The organism is Streptomyces sp. NPDC052225 (genome assembly GCF_040679615.1).
GTDB lineage: Bacteria > Actinomycetota > Actinomycetes > Streptomycetales > Streptomycetaceae > Streptomyces.
On record NZ_JBFAVD010000054.1, the window covers coordinates 1 to 16,755 of the forward strand.

General features: G+C 67.0%; 14 protein-coding genes and 1 pseudogene. 9 read left to right on the forward strand and 6 right to left on the reverse strand.

What is annotated here, in order from left to right:
* A pseudogene (locus AB0L37_RS37800) lies at nt 1-248 on the reverse strand (2-oxoacid:ferredoxin oxidoreductase subunit beta); the annotation flags it as partial.
* Nucleotides 241-2,148, reverse strand: coding sequence for a 2-oxoacid:acceptor oxidoreductase subunit alpha (locus AB0L37_RS37805; RefSeq protein ID WP_365516516.1), 1,908 nt, complete (start codon nt 2,146-2,148; stop codon nt 241-243). The pseudogene AB0L37_RS37800 and the gene AB0L37_RS37805, both read right to left, overlap by 8 nt.
* 340 nt (nt 2,149-2,488) lie before the next feature.
* Here AB0L37_RS37805 and AB0L37_RS37810 point away from each other — a divergent pair, with 340 nt between their 5' ends.
* From AB0L37_RS37810 to AB0L37_RS37840, 7 genes are all read left to right on the forward strand, one after another.
* A complete protein-coding gene (locus tag AB0L37_RS37810; RefSeq protein WP_365516519.1) occupies nt 2,489-3,778 on the forward strand; it encodes a nucleotide disphospho-sugar-binding domain-containing protein in 1,290 nt (429 codons plus the stop codon).
* Nucleotides 3,779-3,809: 31 nt separating this feature from the next.
* A complete protein-coding gene (locus AB0L37_RS37815; protein WP_365516522.1) occupies nt 3,810-4,877 on the forward strand; it encodes a glucose-1-phosphate thymidylyltransferase in 1,068 nt (355 codons plus the stop codon).
* On the forward strand, nt 4,874-5,860 hold the full coding sequence (rfbB, locus tag AB0L37_RS37820) for a dTDP-glucose 4,6-dehydratase (RefSeq protein WP_365516525.1): 987 nt from the start codon (nt 4,874-4,876) through the stop codon (nt 5,858-5,860). The genes AB0L37_RS37815 and rfbB overlap by 4 nt, the downstream gene beginning before the upstream one ends.
* Nucleotides 5,861-6,014: 154 nt before the next feature.
* Nucleotides 6,015-7,319, forward strand: a complete 1,305-nt coding sequence (gene rfbH / locus AB0L37_RS37825; RefSeq protein ID WP_365516528.1) for a lipopolysaccharide biosynthesis protein RfbH — start codon at nt 6,015-6,017, stop codon at nt 7,317-7,319.
* Nucleotides 7,320-7,365: 46 nt separating this feature from the next.
* Nucleotides 7,366-8,754, forward strand: a complete 1,389-nt coding sequence (locus tag AB0L37_RS37830; RefSeq protein WP_365516531.1) for an NDP-hexose 2,3-dehydratase family protein — start codon at nt 7,366-7,368, stop codon at nt 8,752-8,754.
* 14 nt (nt 8,755-8,768) lie between these two features.
* Nucleotides 8,769-9,749 carry a Gfo/Idh/MocA family oxidoreductase gene (locus AB0L37_RS37835; protein WP_365516534.1) on the forward strand — a complete coding sequence of 327 codons (981 nt, stop codon included), beginning with the start codon at nt 8,769-8,771 and terminating at the stop codon, nt 9,747-9,749.
* A gap of 563 nt (nt 9,750-10,312) precedes the next feature.
* Nucleotides 10,313-10,888 (forward strand): transcriptional regulator, encoded by a 576-nt coding sequence (locus AB0L37_RS37840; protein WP_365516537.1) that lies wholly within the window; start codon nt 10,313-10,315, stop codon nt 10,886-10,888.
* Nucleotides 10,889-11,318: 430 nt separating this feature from the next.
* On the opposite strand, the gene AB0L37_RS37845 is transcribed toward AB0L37_RS37840, so the two are convergent.
* The 3 genes from AB0L37_RS37845 to AB0L37_RS37855 are packed head-to-tail and all read right to left on the reverse strand — an operon-like array spanning nt 11,319 to nt 13,504.
* Entirely contained in the window at nt 11,319-12,002 is a 684-nt protein-coding gene (locus tag AB0L37_RS37845; RefSeq protein ID WP_365516540.1) for a PaaI family thioesterase, read from the reverse strand.
* Nucleotides 12,003-12,051: 49 nt separating this feature from the next.
* Nucleotides 12,052-13,080 carry an alcohol dehydrogenase catalytic domain-containing protein gene (locus AB0L37_RS37850; protein ID WP_365516543.1) on the reverse strand — a complete coding sequence of 343 codons (1,029 nt, stop codon included), beginning with the start codon at nt 13,078-13,080 and terminating at the stop codon, nt 12,052-12,054.
* Nucleotides 13,073-13,504, reverse strand: a complete 432-nt coding sequence (locus AB0L37_RS37855; protein WP_365516546.1) for a tautomerase family protein — start codon at nt 13,502-13,504, stop codon at nt 13,073-13,075. The genes AB0L37_RS37850 and AB0L37_RS37855 overlap by 8 nt, the downstream gene beginning before the upstream one ends.
* Before the next feature lie 80 nt (nt 13,505-13,584).
* Here AB0L37_RS37855 and AB0L37_RS37860 point away from each other — a divergent pair, with 80 nt between their 5' ends.
* Complete coding sequence (locus AB0L37_RS37860) at nt 13,585-14,169, forward strand: TetR/AcrR family transcriptional regulator (protein WP_365516549.1); 585 nt, start codon at nt 13,585-13,587, stop codon at nt 14,167-14,169.
* A gap of 104 nt (nt 14,170-14,273) precedes the next feature.
* Here AB0L37_RS37860 and AB0L37_RS37865 read toward each other — a convergent pair whose 3' ends face one another.
* The gene (locus AB0L37_RS37865) at nt 14,274-14,750 is read right to left on the reverse strand and encodes a tautomerase enzyme (protein ID WP_365516552.1); all 477 of its coding nucleotides are present in this window, start codon (nt 14,748-14,750) and stop codon (nt 14,274-14,276) included.
* A gap of 569 nt (nt 14,751-15,319) precedes the next feature.
* Here AB0L37_RS37865 and AB0L37_RS37870 point away from each other — a divergent pair.
* The gene (locus tag AB0L37_RS37870) at nt 15,320-16,288 is read left to right on the forward strand and encodes an alpha/beta fold hydrolase (RefSeq protein WP_365516554.1); all 969 of its coding nucleotides are present in this window, start codon (nt 15,320-15,322) and stop codon (nt 16,286-16,288) included.
* Nucleotides 16,289-16,755 lie beyond the last annotated feature (467 nt).

Below are 16,755 nucleotides of genomic sequence, written 5' to 3' on the forward strand. Positions count from 1 at the left end.
TTCATGTAGTACGGGAAGCGGGACGAGCAGCCGATGCCGGAGACGAAGACGATGTTCTCCTTCGCCAGGCCGAGTTCGGGCATGAAGCCCTGCACCGCGGCCAGGACGGCGTAATCGCCGCAGCCGGGGCACCAGCGCACCTCCTGATCGGTTTTGAAGTCCTTCACCGACTGCCGGCCCTGGGCCGGGGGAACCAGCTGCAGCAGGCTGCCCGAGCCCGTGCCCGGGTGCGTGCGGGTCTCAGCCATCGATGGCCTCCTCGAGAGCCGTGGCGAGCTGCTCAGCCTTGAACGGCATTCCGTTGACCTGGTTGTAACTGTGGGCGTCCACCAGGTACGTGGCACGGATGAGGGTGGCGAGCTGGCCGAGGTTCATCTCGGGGATCACCACCTTGTCGTACCTCGTGAGCACGTCCCCCAGATTCCGCGGGAACGGGTTGAGGTGACGCAGGTGGGCCTGCGCCACCTGCCGCCCGGCACCGCGCAGCCGGCGCACCGCCGCGGTGATCGGCCCGTACGTGGAGCCCCAGCCCAGGACCAGCAGCTTCGCCTCACCATCCGGGTCGTCGACCTCCACGTCCGGGACGGCGATGCCGTCGATCTTGGCCTGGCGGGTGCGGACCATGAAGTCGTGGTTGGCCGGGTCGTAGGAGATGTTGCCCGTGCCGTCCTGCTTCTCGATGCCGCCGATCCGGTGCTCCAGGCCCGGGGTGCCCGGGATGGCCCACGGCCGCGCGAGGGTCTGCGGATCGCGCTTGTAGGGCCAGAAGACACGGCGGCCGTCGGCCAGTTCGTGGTTGGGGCCGGTGGCGAACTGCACCCGCAGATCGGGGAGCCCCCCCACCTCGGGGATCCGCCAGGGCTCCGAGCCGTTGGCGAGATAGCCGTCACTCAGCAGGAACACCGGCGTGCGGTAGGCCAGCGCGATACGGGCGGCCTCCATCGCCGCGCCGAAGCAGTCCGAGGGAGTGGCGGCCGCGACGATGGGCACCGGGGCCTCGCCGTTGCGCCCGTACATCGCCTGCAACAGGTCGGCCTGCTCGGTCTTGGTCGGCAGGCCGGTGGACGGGCCGCCGCGCTGGATGTCGACGACCAGCAGCGGCAGCTCCAGGGAGACCGCGAGGCCGATCGTCTCGGACTTCAGCGCCACACCGGGCCCGGAGGTGGTGGTGACGGCCAGCGACCCGCCGAACGCCGCGCCGAGCGCCGCGCCGATCCCGGCGATCTCGTCCTCCGCCTGGAAGGTCCGTACGCCGAAGTTCTTGTGCTTGGACAGCTCGTGCAGGATGTCCGAGGCCGGCGTGATCGGGTACGAGCCCAGGAACAGCGGCAGCCCCGCCTGCTTGGAGGCGGCGACCAGCCCGTACGAGAGGGCCAGGTTCCCGGAGATGTTCCGGTAGGTCCCGGCCGGGAAAGCACCCGCACCGGCCGGAGCCACCTCGTAGGAGACCGCGAAATCCTCCGTCGTCTCACCGAAGTTCCAGCCGGTGCGGAACGCCGTCAGGTTCGCTGCCATGACCATGGGCTGCTTGGCGAACTTCTGCTTCAAGAACGCCTCGGTACCGCCGGTGGGCCGGTGATACATCCAGGACAGCAACCCGAGCGCGAACATGTTCTTGCTGCGCTCGGCCTCCTTGCGCGAAAGGCCGGACTCCTTCAGCGCCTCCAGGGTCAGCGAGGTCAGCGGCACCTTGTGCACGCTGTACCCGTCCAGCGAACCGTCCTCCAACGGGCTGGAGGCATAGCCGGCCTTCGCCAGCGCCCGCGGCGAGAACTCGTCCGTGTTGACGATCACCTCCGCGCCCCGCGGGACATCGCCGATGTTCGCCCGCAACGCGGCCGGATTCATGGCCACCAATACATCCGGTGTGTCACCGGGAGTGAGAATGTCGTGGTCGGCGAAGTGCAGCTGAAACGACGACACACCCGGAAGCGTCCCTGCCGGCGCCCGGATTTCGGCGGGAAAGTTCGGCAGCGTCGACAGATCGTTCCCGAACGATGCCGTCTGCGACGTGAAGCGATCTCCCGTGAGCTGCATGCCGTCACCGGAGTCCCCCGCAAACCGGATGACCACCCGGTCCAGACGCCGCACCGTCTTCCTGGGTGCCTCTCCGTCTTTCTCTTTGCTTTCCAGTGCCAGAACGGCCACCGGCCGCCCCCTCTCTAGACGTCGCGGACGGCGAACGCGCAGCGAAGCCGACTGAACCGCACGCTAGGAGGAAGGACTTGTGACTGGCCAAAGCATCCGCTGACCCCACGGCCGCACCAGCCGCCACGGCCGCCCCGCACAGCGCACCAGCACGGCAGAACACGCGGACGGCGCCCGCCCACGCCGCACAGCCGGTCACGCCGGCCCGATCCCCGCGCCGCGACCGCAATCACCCTCACCCCGGACCCACAGCCGCAAGTGGACCTTTAGAACCGGGCTGCACGCTGCTGGCGAACGTCAGTCGCCAGCATCGTACGGACAACTTTGAGGAAGGTCAGCGGTGCGCATTCTCTTCAACGTCTTTCCGGCATCGTCACACGTATTTCCAGTCGTCCCACTGGCATGGGCACTCCAGAGCGCCGGTCACGAAGTCGTGATGGCCACCACCGAGGCCGGGCTCGACCCGAAGTTGTTCACGAACATCGCCTCGGCCGGCCTCACCGCGGTACCGCTGGGCGGCAAGGAGGAAATCGCCGCCTCCCTGGCCCCCCACCTCGCCGCCGCGAACCGCCCCGACCGACGCACCGCCGAGATCGACCCGGACGACGAGAACGCCTGGCGCACCTGCCGGGACATGCTGATCGACCTCCTCGGCGCGCACTACCCGCCCCCACAGGCCGGCAGCGACCACCGCCCGGTCCTGGACACCCTGGTGGAATTCGCCCGCAACTGGCGCCCGGACCTGGTCCTGTGGGACCCCTTGGCCCCCACAGGCGCCGTGGCCGCGCGCGCCTGCGGCGCCGCCCACGCCCGCCTCCTGTTCGGCATGGACAACGTCGGACTGGTCCGCACCAAGACACTGCAGGAACTGGCCGACCCCTCCTCCGGCCTGACAGAGGACCCCTGGATGCCGTGGCTGGGCCCGGTACTGGAGCGCTACGGACTCGACTTCACCGAAGAAACACTGCTCGGCCAGTGGACCCTGGACCTGACCGCGGCACGCATGCAGTACCCGCTGGACCTGAGGTACGTCCCCGTCCGATGGATCCCGTACAACGGCGGCAGCACCTTCCCGCAGTGGCTGCACACCCGGCCCGAGCGGCCCCGGGCGGTCTTCACACTCGGCCAGACCCGCCGGCTCCTCAACGGCCCCCAAGGCGGCTTCCCGCTGCGGGAGTTCTTCGACTCCGTGTCCGACCTGGACCTGGAAATGGTCGCCACCCTGAACAACGACCAGCTCTCCACCGCAGGCACGCTCCCGGACAATGTCCGCGCCATCGGCTACGTGCCGCTCAACCAGCTGCTGCCGACCAGCTCGGCAGTCATCCACCACGGCGGCGGAGGCACCTCCGGCGCCTGCGTCGCCTACCAGGTACCGCAGCTGATGGTGCCGATCCCGATGTGGGACGAGAAGGTCATAGCCCGCTACATCAGCGCCCGCGGCGCAGGACTGATCGTCGACCCCGCGGCCATCGACGTCGACAGCATGCGAAAAGACCTCGTCCGCCTGATAACCGAACCGTCATTCCAGGCCGGAGCCCGCGACCTGTACGAGGACATGCTGGCCGCCCCGGCCCCCAAAGACGTCGTCCCGACAGTGGAGAGGCTGACCAGGGAGCATCGCTGCTGAAAAGCAGCACACAGGAAGCGAGAGGAACACGATGAAAGCTCTGGTGTTGGCCGGCGGATCGGGCACCCGCCTACGGCCTTTCAGCTACTCGATGCCCAAGCAGCTCATCCCCATCGCGAACACACCGGTCCTCGAATACGTCGTACGCAACATCCTGGACCTGGGCGTGAACGAGATCGGCATCATCATCAACGACCGCGACAACGAGATCCAGCGGGCCCTCGGAGACGGATCACAGTTCGGAGCCCAACTCACCTACATCCGCCAGGAGAACCCGCTCGGCCTCGCCCACACCGTCGCCATAGCCCAGGACTTCCTCGCCGACGACGACTTCGTGATGTACCTGGGCGACAACATGCTCCCCGACGGAATCTCCGACATCGCCGAGGAATTCACCGCCCGCCGCCCCGCAGCCCACATCGTGGTCTGCAAGGTCGAAGACCCGTGCGCCTTCGGCGTGGCCGAACTCGGCCCCGACGGCGAAGTACTGCGCCTGGTGGAGAAGCCGAAGCAGCCACGCAGCGACCTGGCCCTGATCGGAGTGTATTTCTTCACCGCCGCCATCCACGAGGCGATCGCGGCCATCACCCCCAGCGCCCGCGGCGAACTGGAGATCACCGACGCCATCCAGTGGCTCGTCACCAACGGCGCGGACGTACGCGCAAGCGACTACCAGGGCTACTGGAAAGACACCGGCAAGGTCGCAGACGTCCTGGCATGCAACGCCCGCATCCTGGACGGCCTCCACCCCGGCGTACACGGCACGGTCGACGCCACCAGCGTGCTCGTGGGACCAGTCGTCGTAGAAAAGGGAGCACGCATCGTCCGCTCCCGCATCGAGGGACCCGCGATCATCGGCGCAGGCACCGTCGTGGAAGACAGCCACATCGGCCTGCACACCTCCGTAGGACGCGACTGCGCTGTCACCAACAGCCGCCTCGAACGCTCCATCGTCCTCGAAGGAGCATCCGTCACCGGCGTACAAGGCCTGCACAGCTCCCTCGTCGGCCGCTCCGCCTCCGTCGGCACCACCACACAGAGCACCGACCGCTACCGCCTGGTCGTCGGAGACCACACCCAAGTGGAAGTCGCGGCATGAAGATCCTGGTCACCGGCGGCGCCGGTTTCATAGGCTCCAACTTCGTCCGCAACCTCCTCGCGAACACCTACACCCGCTGGGAGAACGCCCACGTCACCGTCCTGGACAAACTGACCTACGCAGGCAACCGCAGCAACCTCCCCGCCTCACACCCACGCCTGCAATTCGTCCAGGGCGACATCTGCGACGCAGCACTGCTCCACGAACTGCTGCCCGGACACGACGCCGTAGTGCACTTCGCCGCGGAATCCCACGTGGACCGCTCACTGGCCGACGCCGGCCAGTTCTACCGCACCAACGTCCTGGGCACCCAGACACTCCTCCACGCCGTGCTCAACAGCAAGGTCCAGCGGATGGTCCACGTCTCCACCGACGAAGTGTACGGATCAGTGGAAGAAGGCTCCTGGACCGAAGACAGCCCCCTGCTGCCCAACAGCCCCTACGCAGCCTCCAAAGCATGCTCCGACCTGGTCGCCCGCACCTACTGGACCACCCACCGCGTGAACCTCTCCATCACACGCTGCTCGAACAACTACGGGCCCTACCAGCACCCCGAAAAACTCATCCCGCTGTTCGTCACCAACCTGCTCGAAGGAAACCAAGTACCCCTGTACGGCGACGGACGCAACATCCGCGAATGGCTCCACGTGGACGACCACTGCCGCGGCATCCAACTCGTCCTCGACAACGGCCGGCCCGGCGAGATCTACAACATCGGCGGCGGCAACGACCGGACCAACCGCGCCATCACCGAACACCTCCTCGAACTGACCGGCCTCGGACAGGACATGATCCGCCACGTCGCCGACCGCGAAGCACACGACCTGCGATACGCCATCGACGACACCAAGATCCGTGAAGAACTCGGCTACACCCCCCTGACCAGCTTCGAAGAGGGCCTCGCCGCCACGGTGCAGTGGTACCGCGACAACCCGGGCTGGTGGAAGACCGCCAAATACCACCCCGAAAGCACAACCGGCTGAAAACAACAAAGCCGCCGAACCCCGAGCCCCACAGACAGGAGGCGCAGCAACGCCCACCAACGCTGCGCCTCCTGACGAATGCCCCGGCGCACCCACAACACCCCGCTACAGAACCCTCCCCGACCACAGCGCCGGCCAACAGAAGGGAACGACGATGACCGACAACAAGGACATCGTGCTGGATGCGGTCCGCAGCTACCACCGGGCCACCGCATCACACGAAGCGTTCAAACCCGGAGTGACGGAGATCTGGCCGTCCGGCGCGGTTCTGGACGAAGAAGACCGGGTCGCCCTCGTCGAAGCCGCACTCACCCTGCGCATCGCTGCCGGACCCAGCTCCAAGAAGTTCGAGTCCAACTTCGCCAAACTCCTCAAGCGACGCAAGGCCCACCTGACGAACTCAGGTTCCTCAGCAAACCTCCTCGCCCTGTCCGCACTGACCTCAGAGACGCTCGGCGACAGCCGCCTCAAACCAGGGGACGAGGTGATCACCGTCGCAGCAGGGTTCCCCACCACCGTCAACCCGATCCTGCAAAACGGACTCATCCCCGTCTTCGTGGACGTGGACCTGCCCACATACAACACCACCGCCGACCGGGTGGCACAGGCCATCGGCCCCAAAACCCGGGCCATCATCATCGCCCACGCACTCGGCAACCCCTTCGAAGCAGCCGAAGTGGCCCAACTCGCCAAAGACCACGACCTCTTCTTCATCGAAGACAACTGCGACGCCGTCGGCACCCTCTACGACGGCCGCATCACCGGCACCTTCGGCGACCTCAGCACCGTCAGCTTCTACCCCGCACATCACCTCACCATGGGCGAAGGCGGCTGCGTCCTCACCGACAACCTCCGCCTGGCACGCGTCGTGGAATCCCTGCGCGACTGGGGACGAGACTGCTGGTGCGAACCCGGCAAGAACAACACCTGCTTCAAACGGTTCGATTACCACATGGGCAACCTGCCCCCCGGATACGACCACAAATACATTTTCTCCCACGTCGGCTACAACCTGAAAGCAACCGACATCCAGGCCGCACTCGGCCTCACACAACTCACCAAACTCGACACCTTCATCGAAGCCCGACGCCACAACTGGCGCCGCCTGCGCGAAGGCCTGGACGGCCTCCCCGGCCTCCTGCTCCCCGAACCGACCCCCCGATCCCAACCCAGCTGGTTCGGCTTCGTCATCACCGTCGACCCCAAGGCCCGCTACACACGCGCCGAACTCGTCGCACACCTGGAAGAGCGCAACATCGGAACCCGCCGGCTGTTCTCCGGCAACCTCACCCGCCAGCCGGCCTACATCGGCCGCCCCCACCGCATCGTCGGCGACCTCACCAACAGCGACATCATCACCGAACACACCTTCTGGATCGGCGTCTACCCAGGACTCACCGACGAAATGCTCGACTACGTAGTCGCCACCATCAAGGAGTTCGTCGCCCAACGCAGCTGAGAACCCGCCGCATCCACACCACCACAAACCACGGGGAGCCACACCGATGCCGACCCACGTTCTCCAAAAGCGCGAAGCCCAGACCCCACCGGCACGCATCGCCACATCAGCCGCCACCACACACGGAGTCCAACTACCCACCGAACACTTCGACAGCTGGCTGGCCCAACGACGCAAAGCCAACACGTTCCGCGTGGACCGCATACCGTTCGCAGAAATGAACGGCTGGTCCTTCCAGGAACACACAGGGAACCTGGTACACCAAAGCGGCCGCTTCTTCACCGTCGAAGGACTCCACTTCACAGAAGACGGCCAACCCTACGGCGACGGCCCGCACAGCGACTGGTACCAGCCCATCATGCGCCAGCACGAGGTCGGCATCCTCGGCCTCCTCGTCAAAGAATTCGACGGAGTACTGCACTTCCTGATGCAGGCAAAAATGGAACCAGGCAACCCCAACCTGCTCCAGCTCTCACCCACCGTCCAGGCAACCCGCAGCAACTACACCAAGGCCCACCAGGGCGCAGACGTCAAGTACATCGACTACTTCCTCGGCCCCCACCGCGGCCAGACCATCGTGGACGTCCGCCAATCCGAACACGGTTCATGGTTCTTCCGGAAAACCAACCGCAACATGGTCGTCGAAGCCACCGGCGACGTACCCCTGATGGACGACTTCTGCTGGCTGACCCTCGGCCAGATCAACGAACTGCTCCACCGCGACAACGTCATCAACATGGACTCACGCACAGTCCTCTCCTGCCTCCCCACCCAGCACACCTCACACGACGCCCTGCACTCCGACACCGAACTCCTCTCATGGATCACCGGAGAACGAACCCGGCGCTGCGTACGCACCGAACAAGCCCCCCTCAACCGCCTCCCCGGCTGGAAACACACCGCCAACGCGATCGAGCACGAAACAGGCCGCTACTTCAACGTCGTCGCAGTATCCGCACACGCCGAGAACCGCGAAGTGACCGGCTGGACCCAACCCCTCTTCGAACCAGCCGGCCCCGGCATCCTCGCCCTCCTCACCCACGAGATCGAAGGCACCCCGCACGTACTGGTCCAAGCCCGCGTCGAACCCGGCCTCGTCGACACCATCGAACTGGCACCCACCGTCCAGTACACCCCCCACAACTACGCCCACCTGCACGACAACGAGCACCCCCCATTCGCGGAATCGATACTCCACGCCACCGACAAACACATCCGCTACGACGCCATCCACGCCGAAGAAGGAGGCCGCTTCCTCAACGCCGAAAGCCGCTGCCTCATCGTCGAAACAGACACCCTCCTGGACCCACCACACGGCTACACCTGGGCCTCCCACGCACAACTCACCTCCCTGGCCCAGCACAGCCACTACCTCAACGTCCAAGCCCGCACCATGCTCGCCTGCCTCAACGCGACCAAGACCCCACGCCAATGACCACCCCACTACGCGTGGGAGTGCTCGGATGCGCGAACATCGCAGTACGCCGGATGCTTCCTGCCTTCACAGCCACCCCCGGCATCGAACTCGCAGCAGTAGCCAGCCGCGACCCGCACAAGGCACAACAAGTCGCCGAACGCTTCCACTGCCGCGCCATCCACGGCTACGCAGAACTCCTCGAACTCGACGACATCCACGCCATCTACGTGCCACTGCCCGCAGCCCTGCGCCCCCCGTGGGTCGAAGCAGCACTCCGCGCCGGCAAACACGTCCTGGCCGAGAAGCCCATATCCGCCCACCACCCCCGCACCCGCGACCTGTTCCACCTCGCCGCCGCCCGCGACCTGGTACTCATGGAAAACGTCATGTTCGTTCACCACCCCCGCCACCAAGCCGTACGACACCTGATCACAGACGGCGCACTCGGCGAACTGCGTTCATTCCACGCGGCATTCACCATCCCGCCACTCGCAGACACCGACATCAGGTACAGCCCACAACTCGGCGGCGGAGCCCTGATGGACGTCGGAATCTACCCCCTGCGGGCAGCGCTCCACATACTCGGCCCCGAACTCGACATCATCGGCGCCTGCCTCATCCAGGGAGCCGGACGACAGGTCGAAACCTCCGGCGCCGCACTACTGCGCACACCCGCCGGCATCACGGCCCACATCACCTTCGGCATGGAACACACCTACCGCTCAACCTACGAACTACAAGGCAGCGAAGGCAGCCTGACCGTCGACCGGGCATTCACCCCGCCCGCCGACGACATCCCCGTCATCACCCTCCACCGCGGCGCAAAGACCGAGCACATCCGCCTGGAACCACACGACCAGGTGACAGCCACCGCAAAGGCCTTCGCCGCCGCAGTGCACACCGCAACCCCACCCGACACAGGCGACACCCTGCGGCAGTCAGAACTCCTCCACAGGATGAACCAAATCGCCACGCGCACCCAATACAAGAGCAACGATCGGTCTGACACATGACCGCCGACACCAGGAAAACCACCCAGGAAACCGAGCCTCAGCCAGACACTCACGACCCCCACCCCGCCACAGCCGCGACCACACCGGAAATCCCCACAGAGCGTCTACGGTCACTCCTCAACGGCACCGAACTACGTGAATGGCTGGCCGGCGTCTCCTGCGCGGAAGGCGGAGCAGCCGAAGCACTGCTACGCCACCTGATCGAGGCCCCCTGACACGAGCCCTGCACCCCCTTAAAGCTCCAACCAACACCGCATACAAGGAAAGTGACGACCAGTCAGTTACCTTGACCGGAGCGGACTCCCGCAACGCCGGCAACGCACCCGCGGCGACCAACCACCGCCTCCGGACTGATCAACACCCCCCAGCAGACCTACAGCCCCCCTGGGCCTGGCCGGGCCCACGGCCACCGACCCCGGCCTGGCGGCAGCCATGTCCGCGCCGCTGTTCACGCTGGCGTCGGGGCGTCAGGACCACCGCGCTGCCACCCCGTCGCTTCCACGCCGCTGGAACGTTAGCTGTTCGGTGACGTTCACAAGACCATGGTGCGAAAGGGCGGCCAAGTGCTAGAGAGAAACAAGGACTTCGGCAAGTTCGGTGCCCAGGGCATCAAGAGCTTCGAGGCTGCGGCCCGCCAGCTGGACCGCCTGGCAAGCTTCATCACGACACCGGTCACACAGCGCCGAGGCCTGATGGCCCGCCTGCACTACCTGACCCGCACCGACCACGCGAGGCAGGCCGCGCGAGAGGCAGGGCTGACGGTCACGGACCGCACCCTGAAAGCATGGCTGGACGGCAGGCAAAAGCCGTCAAAGCGGAATCTGGAACGGATCGAGGAGGCCTACCGCACGGTACGCCGCAAGAACGTGGCCCGCCATCTGCTGGCCCGCCTCAACCGCGAGGGCCGCGGCACCCGAGTCGAGTTCCATCCCCTCAACCAGTCCCAGGTCCCTCGCCCCCGCCAGCGCGTCATCGACTACCGCACGCTGAACGTCCGCCGCTGGGACCGCATCGTGACGGCCTGGGCCGCGGGGGACACCCGCGCCTTGGACGAGGCCTGGATCGACGACGCGGTCGTGGACCTCGGTTCACAGTGGGGCGAGTACGAGTACGTGACAAATGTGGGATTCAGCGCCTGAGGGCCCGTACTCCGGAGCTCAGGCACAGGTGCGAATCTGAGTGGTGTTGTCACCGGGCTGTACGGCGTGTCACGGGCGGGGGACCAGCTCGTCGTGGTGGTGCAGATTCCTGAGCGTCGTCTACGTCGTGGGCGGATGGTTATGCCGTCTCGTGCTCGTGGAGCCGCTTCTGGAGGGGAAGGTCGACGGGCGTATCCGCCTCTGGATCAACCCGGCCGTTGCCTTCGATCCGTGGGACGACCCGCGCGTCCTTGCCGCACGACACCAGTTTCCGTACATCGACGTCGCCGAGGGGGGAATGTCAGCAGCTGAGCCGGTTCACATCTACCCCTACTCGCAGGACCTTTGGGAGGCGGTCTACGCCAACCTCGCGCCCATGCGCGAGGACCCGGTGATGTTCGACTGCGAGCTGCACGGCACCGCGTTCAATTCACGTCGTGTGGTTGAGGGACGGGAAGAGGGCGCGGGCAAGCTCTGGGGTCGGCGTGACGAAGATGCCGTCCGCTGCAACCAGGGCGGTGGACGGGGTCTCTTCCGTGGTGATCGAGCCCGTCACGTAGATCTTCCGGCCGTCGGTTCCCGTGACATGAGCGCTCGCCAGCAAGGGCGTCTCCAGGGGTACGGGGCCCTGGTAGCGCATCCGGAGCGAGATGGTCATGCCCGGGTGGCCGGCGGCGGCACATGCCCAGCCCATCAGTTCGTCGAGGAGCATCGCGCTGACGCCGCCGTGGCCGTAGCCAGGCGGTCCCTCGTGTGCGATGCCCAGGACACACCGGCCTTCGGCGCCGCCGTCGACCGGAGTCACCCGCATCGGCGGTGCGAGCGGGCTGCCGGCACCGGTGACGGGGCTGTACATGCGTACTCCGCCTGGGAATTCGTCCACGGCGGGGATGTCCGTTGGTTGACGGCGGCGGCCGGTGAGCTGCCCCGTCAGAGCGCGGACGTCGTCGGCCGGGCGGTGCAGGGTCTCTACGGCGGCCGTGGTGCAGACGGTGGCGTCGACGAGCAGACGCAACTCGTGGCCGAGCGCGGCGATGGCTTCGCGTTGGTGTTGCAGGTCCTCGGGTGCGGGACTTCGAGGCGGGGAGCTCGTCGTGGTTCGTGGCGCGTTCATCAACTGTCTCTGTGGTGCGTAGGTGGTCGTGTAGTCGGTGATGCGGTCGTCAGCGTGCGACCGGGGCCGGGGCGGGGTCCCGGACAAAGACGGGTTTGAGGTGTTTCTCGGGCAGAGCTTCGGGGAGTTGCTCCCAGTCCAGGACGTGGGAGACGACGCGCTCGGGCGCGACTTTCCCGCCGGCGGCGAGGGCGAGGGCCTCGGGAAGGTGGGCGCGTACGTTGTCGCGGGCGATCCGCAAGGTGACGCCGGTGAGGTACATGTCGAGCAGCGGTAGTTCGCCGGGCCGGAAGTGGTTGCCCGCGGACTCGCAGATGCCCTCCGGGGCAAGGGAGTTGACGGCGAGGGCTAGCTGGTCGACGCGACCGGTGGCCTCGACGGCGATGTCGAAGCCGTGCTGGACGGGTTCGATCGCCTCGGCGGTACGGGCGCCGAAGCTCTCGGCGATACGGCGGTGCTCGGGGTCGGGGTCGACGTAGAGGACGTCCGAGGCGCCGAGCGCGCGGGCGATGTCGCACACGTACAGGCCGATGCTGCCGCGGGCGACGACCAGGATGCGCGCTCCGGGGCGGACCTTGAGATGTGGGGCGACCAGGCGCCAGGACAGGGACCAGTTGTCGCTGGCCGACGCCATGGCGACCGGGTCGAGTCCGGCGGGCAGGGGGACGAGCATGGCGTCCGCGAAGGGGACCCGAACCAGGTCGGAGAAGAGCCCACCCCAACTCCCGCCGATCGGCGCTCCGTACATGGCCATGTGTGGGACGGCGGTGCAGTGCGCGGTCAGTCCGGTGCGGCAGTGGTCGCAGGTGCCGCAGTTGATGGACCAGGGCACGACGACCAGATCGCCGGGAGCGACCGTGGTCACCGTGTCGCCGGCCTCGACGACCCGGGCGACGCACTCGTGGCCCAGCGCGAAGGGCGGGTCGATGAAGCCGTGCCCGGCCAGGATCGCGGAGTCGACGTCGCAGGAGGTCGCGGCGATCGGCGCGACGATCGCCTGGCCGTCCGACTGGAGCTTCGGGGTGGGTACGTCGCGCCACTCGGCGGTATGCCGGGCGACGTAGGTCAGTTCACGCATCGGTGCGCTGCTCCTTGGCCATCGCCACGAGGTCGGCGTAGCGGATCACGGAGCCGCCCGCGCCCCAGGTGCCGTCGGGCTGTTCGTGGACGAGGACCCATACCCGCAGGGCGTCGTCCGGGCCGAGACCGGCGGCGGCCAGGACGGTCTTCGTCGCGTCCTCGACGAGCCCGGCCTTGCGCCGCTCGGACAGGGCGCCGTGCGGGACGGTGACCTCCACGAGGAAGCGCGGCGCGTCGTCCTCCGCGGTGCTCTGGGCGCCCTCGGGCAGCTCGACGAGGTAGCTCCACGCCTGGGCGCGGAAGAAGGCCGTGTCGGGTGCCCCTTCCCAGCGCAGCAGGACGGCGGCGAGGTCGCGCCGCACGGTGGCGCGGCCCTCCTCTCCGAGGGCACCCGTCGGGACGGTCAACCGGATCATGGGCATGGCGCCTCCTATGACGCTCGTTATAGACGCCGATGACGGTAGACTATGACGACCGTTATAGCCAGAGGGGAAATGCGCAGATGCCAAGGAGCAGTACGCCGTCGCGTGAGCGGATCGTGGCCGGGGCGGCCGACATGATCAGCCGGCGCGGGCTGAGCGCGACGAGCATCCGGGAGATGGCCAAGCACGCCGAGGCGCCGCTCGGCTCGACGTACCACTACTTCCCCGAGGGCAAGCAGCAGTTGGCCACCGAGGCCGTGCGCTACACGGGCGAGTGGGTCGCGCACAGCCTGCGCAAGGAACTGGAAGCGGGTCCGGCCGAAGGGCTGCGGGCCTTCCTCGCCCTGTGGCGGAAGATCGTCGTGGAGAGCGACTTCCACGCGGGCTGCCCCGTCTTGGCCGTGGCCATCGAGGAGCCGCCGGCCGATGAGGTCCCGCCCGCGCTGGCGGCTGCGGCCGAGGTCTTCGAGCAGTGGGAGGGCCTGCTCGCCGACTCGCTCCGGGCGCACGGCGCCGAGGTGGAACAGGCCGCGCAACTCGCAACGCTCATCGTCGCGGCCGTCGAGGGAACGGTGGCCATGTGCCGTGCCCAGCGCAGCACCCGGCCGCTCGACCGCACGGCCGAACAATTGCAGGCCCTCATCGCGACGACTGCCAAGAGCTGAGCAGGGGATGGCGTAAAGGGCGGATCGGCCTGCGATGGCCGGTGATCGAACCGGCTCAAGCCCCCGCCGCCCTTCTGCCGGTCGGGGACTTGGGCGTGAGCCGGTCAGGCGCCGAGGAGGGCGCGGATGGCCTTGGCCTTCTCCTCGGTGAACACGCCGGTGTCGAGGAGAGGGAGGACGGACAGCACGCCGCCGCGCGATCCCCAGCTGCCCTCGTCGATGACACGGAAGTTGACCCACCAGGCCGGGGACGGCTCGGCCAGCCCGCAGGCGTCGGCCATCGCGGCCAGGAGACGTTCGATGACCTCGGCGCGCACCTCCTGTCGCCAGTCGCCATCCATCACCGCCACGTCGATCACCATGGCATCGGCCTCCGGCCCGGCATCGGCCAGGAGCCGCCCGCCAATCGCCATCATGTCCCGCTCACGCTCGACGAAGTGCACCTGGAACCCGACCCGCGCGGGCGGCGCGAACTGCCCGACCTCCGGCACGAGCACCGCGTCCGTCAGTGTCCCGGCCAGTGTGCGGCGCTGCTCCAGGTCCAGGCGGCCCTTGGCGGTGTTCACCGTAATGATCGTCACGACATCCTCCTATGACAGTCGTTATAGACGGGTTCCAGCGTACTCCCCGCCTATAACGACCGTCATGCCGAGAGATCGGATCGTCACGGCGCTCGGCGAGCTGAACTAAGCCGACCGGACCGGATGCCAACGAGCCCGCCCTTGCTGACGCGGTCCGGTCCGGGGTCGCGTGTAGTCGATGCAGTGGCGGATGCTGTGGTCTCTGACCAGGCGGTCGTGGCGGTCCAGACGCACGAAGAAGTCCGGGGCATGCCGAAACGACTGGGTTCGCTGTCAAACGCCTCGATTGGATGACAAAGGACAAGCGGTGCGGTCACCGACGGGTAGGCCTACGTGATTCTGTTCATGAGTTCCGACAGCAGATGTTCACCAGTTCCGACAGCATCCGCTGGGATTCGTCATTCGAACAAGCTGCGAGGTCGCAATGGTCTGCATGCGGGTTGAGGACCATATCTGTCCTAGATGGCCCCTACGGTCGCTCTGGGTCGCCGATCTGGTGGCTCGCAGCAAGGATGACGCAGGCAGCCGCTACCCCTGGGCTGCCTGCCGCACATGCGAGGAGTACGACCATGGGCATCTCAGAGGGCGCCGAACGCGCCGATACCTTCGTTGCGCACCGGTTCACCGAGCAGCTGGTGGACCTGGGCGAGATCCGCATGAACTACGTCGTCGAAGGCGACCCGAGTTCCCCGGCGCTGCTGCTCGTTCCCGCGCAGGGCGAGTCCTGGTGGGGCTACGAGGACGCGATTGGGCTGCTCAGCTCCGAGTTCCAGGTATTCGCGATTGACCTGCGCGGGCAGGGCCGCTCCACCTGGACGCCGGGGCGCTACAACCTGGGCACCTGGGGCGCGGACGTGGAGCGGTTCATCGACTTGGTGGTCCAGCGCCCCGCGATTGTGGCGGGGAACTCTTCCGGTGGCATCATCGCCGCCTACGTTGCCGCGTACGGGAAGCCCGGCTTGGTCCGCGGCGCGATCCTGGAGGACCCGCCGCTGTTCTCCTCCCAGGCCACTCCGCCCTACGGGCCCGGCATGATGCAGACCCTCGGGCCGATCTTCGCCCTGTGGGCGAAGTGGCTCGGCCCGCAATGGTCGATCGGTGACTGGACCGGGATGGTCGAGGCCGCTCCCAGCGAGCTGCCCACCTTCCTGCACCCCGGCATCGGTTTCATGATGGGCGACGGCAACCCCGAAGCCGGCGCATCCGCTACCCCGGTGCAGCACCTGAAGGAGTACGACCCCGAATGGGGCCAGGCGTGGGCCGACGACACCGCCAACGCCGGCGTCGACCACGCCACGATGCTCGCCCAGGTCAAAACCCCGGTGCTGCTCACGCACCACTTCCACATGACCGACCCCGACACCGGCCAGCTCATGGGCGCCATGACGGACATCCAGGCCGCCCAGGCCCGCCGCCTGATGGAATCCACCGGCCAGCCCGTGGCCTTCAGGCCGCTCGATGCCCCGCACACTATGCACGAGCCGATGGCACAGCAGTACGTCGATGTCGTCACGGAGTGGATCAAGGCGCTGCCCTAACCGCCGCACCGCAGTTAACGCGGTCGGCGGGCTACGGCGGGCTTCCCCGTCCCCTTCCGCCCGGCGCTGCCCCTGGGTGATCGCCTTCTTCTCCCGCTTCCCAGCGACGGACAGCTGGGTGAGCGGGGAAGATCCAACAAGGCCCCCAGAACACGTGACCTGACCGGGCATCAAATCCCGATGAGGAAAGCCGAAAACCAGCAGGACCCCACCCCGCAGCCCGCCCCAGGAATTCACGGAGTGAATTCCGTTCCAGCCCGAATCGCGGAGCGAATTCGGGCACCGGCCAACGGAGTTGGCCGGGTATTCCGGCGGAGCCGGAATACGGAATTGCGGAGCAATTCCTCTTTCCCGCCGCGTAGCGGCGGCGCGTCGTGTCTGCGGAGCAGACCGCGCGAGAAAGGAAGAGCAAACCTCTGAACACCAGTCACAAATCCGGTTAACGCGTATGCCATCTTCGGCATGAG

Coding starts and splice junctions, on each gene's coding strand:
- AB0L37_RS37815 (WP_365516522.1), top strand. CDS start 3,810: ATGAAAGCTCTGGTGTTGGCCGGCGGATCGGGCACCCGCCTACGGCCT.
- rfbB (WP_365516525.1), top strand. CDS start 4,874: ATGAAGATCCTGGTCACCGGCGGCGCCGGTTTCATAGGCTCCAACTTC.
- rfbH (WP_365516528.1), top strand. CDS start 6,015: ATGACCGACAACAAGGACATCGTGCTGGATGCGGTCCGCAGCTACCAC.
- AB0L37_RS37830 (WP_365516531.1), top strand. CDS start 7,366: ATGCCGACCCACGTTCTCCAAAAGCGCGAAGCCCAGACCCCACCGGCA.
- AB0L37_RS37845 (WP_365516540.1), bottom strand. CDS start 12,002: ATGAACGCGCCACGAACCACGACGAGCTCCCCGCCTCGAAGTCCCGCA.
- AB0L37_RS37850 (WP_365516543.1), bottom strand. CDS start 13,080: ATGCGTGAACTGACCTACGTCGCCCGGCATACCGCCGAGTGGCGCGAC.
- AB0L37_RS37855 (WP_365516546.1), bottom strand. CDS start 13,504: ATGCCCATGATCCGGTTGACCGTCCCGACGGGTGCCCTCGGAGAGGAG.
- AB0L37_RS37860 (WP_365516549.1), top strand. CDS start 13,585: ATGCCAAGGAGCAGTACGCCGTCGCGTGAGCGGATCGTGGCCGGGGCG.
- AB0L37_RS37870 (WP_365516554.1), top strand. CDS start 15,320: ATGGGCATCTCAGAGGGCGCCGAACGCGCCGATACCTTCGTTGCGCAC.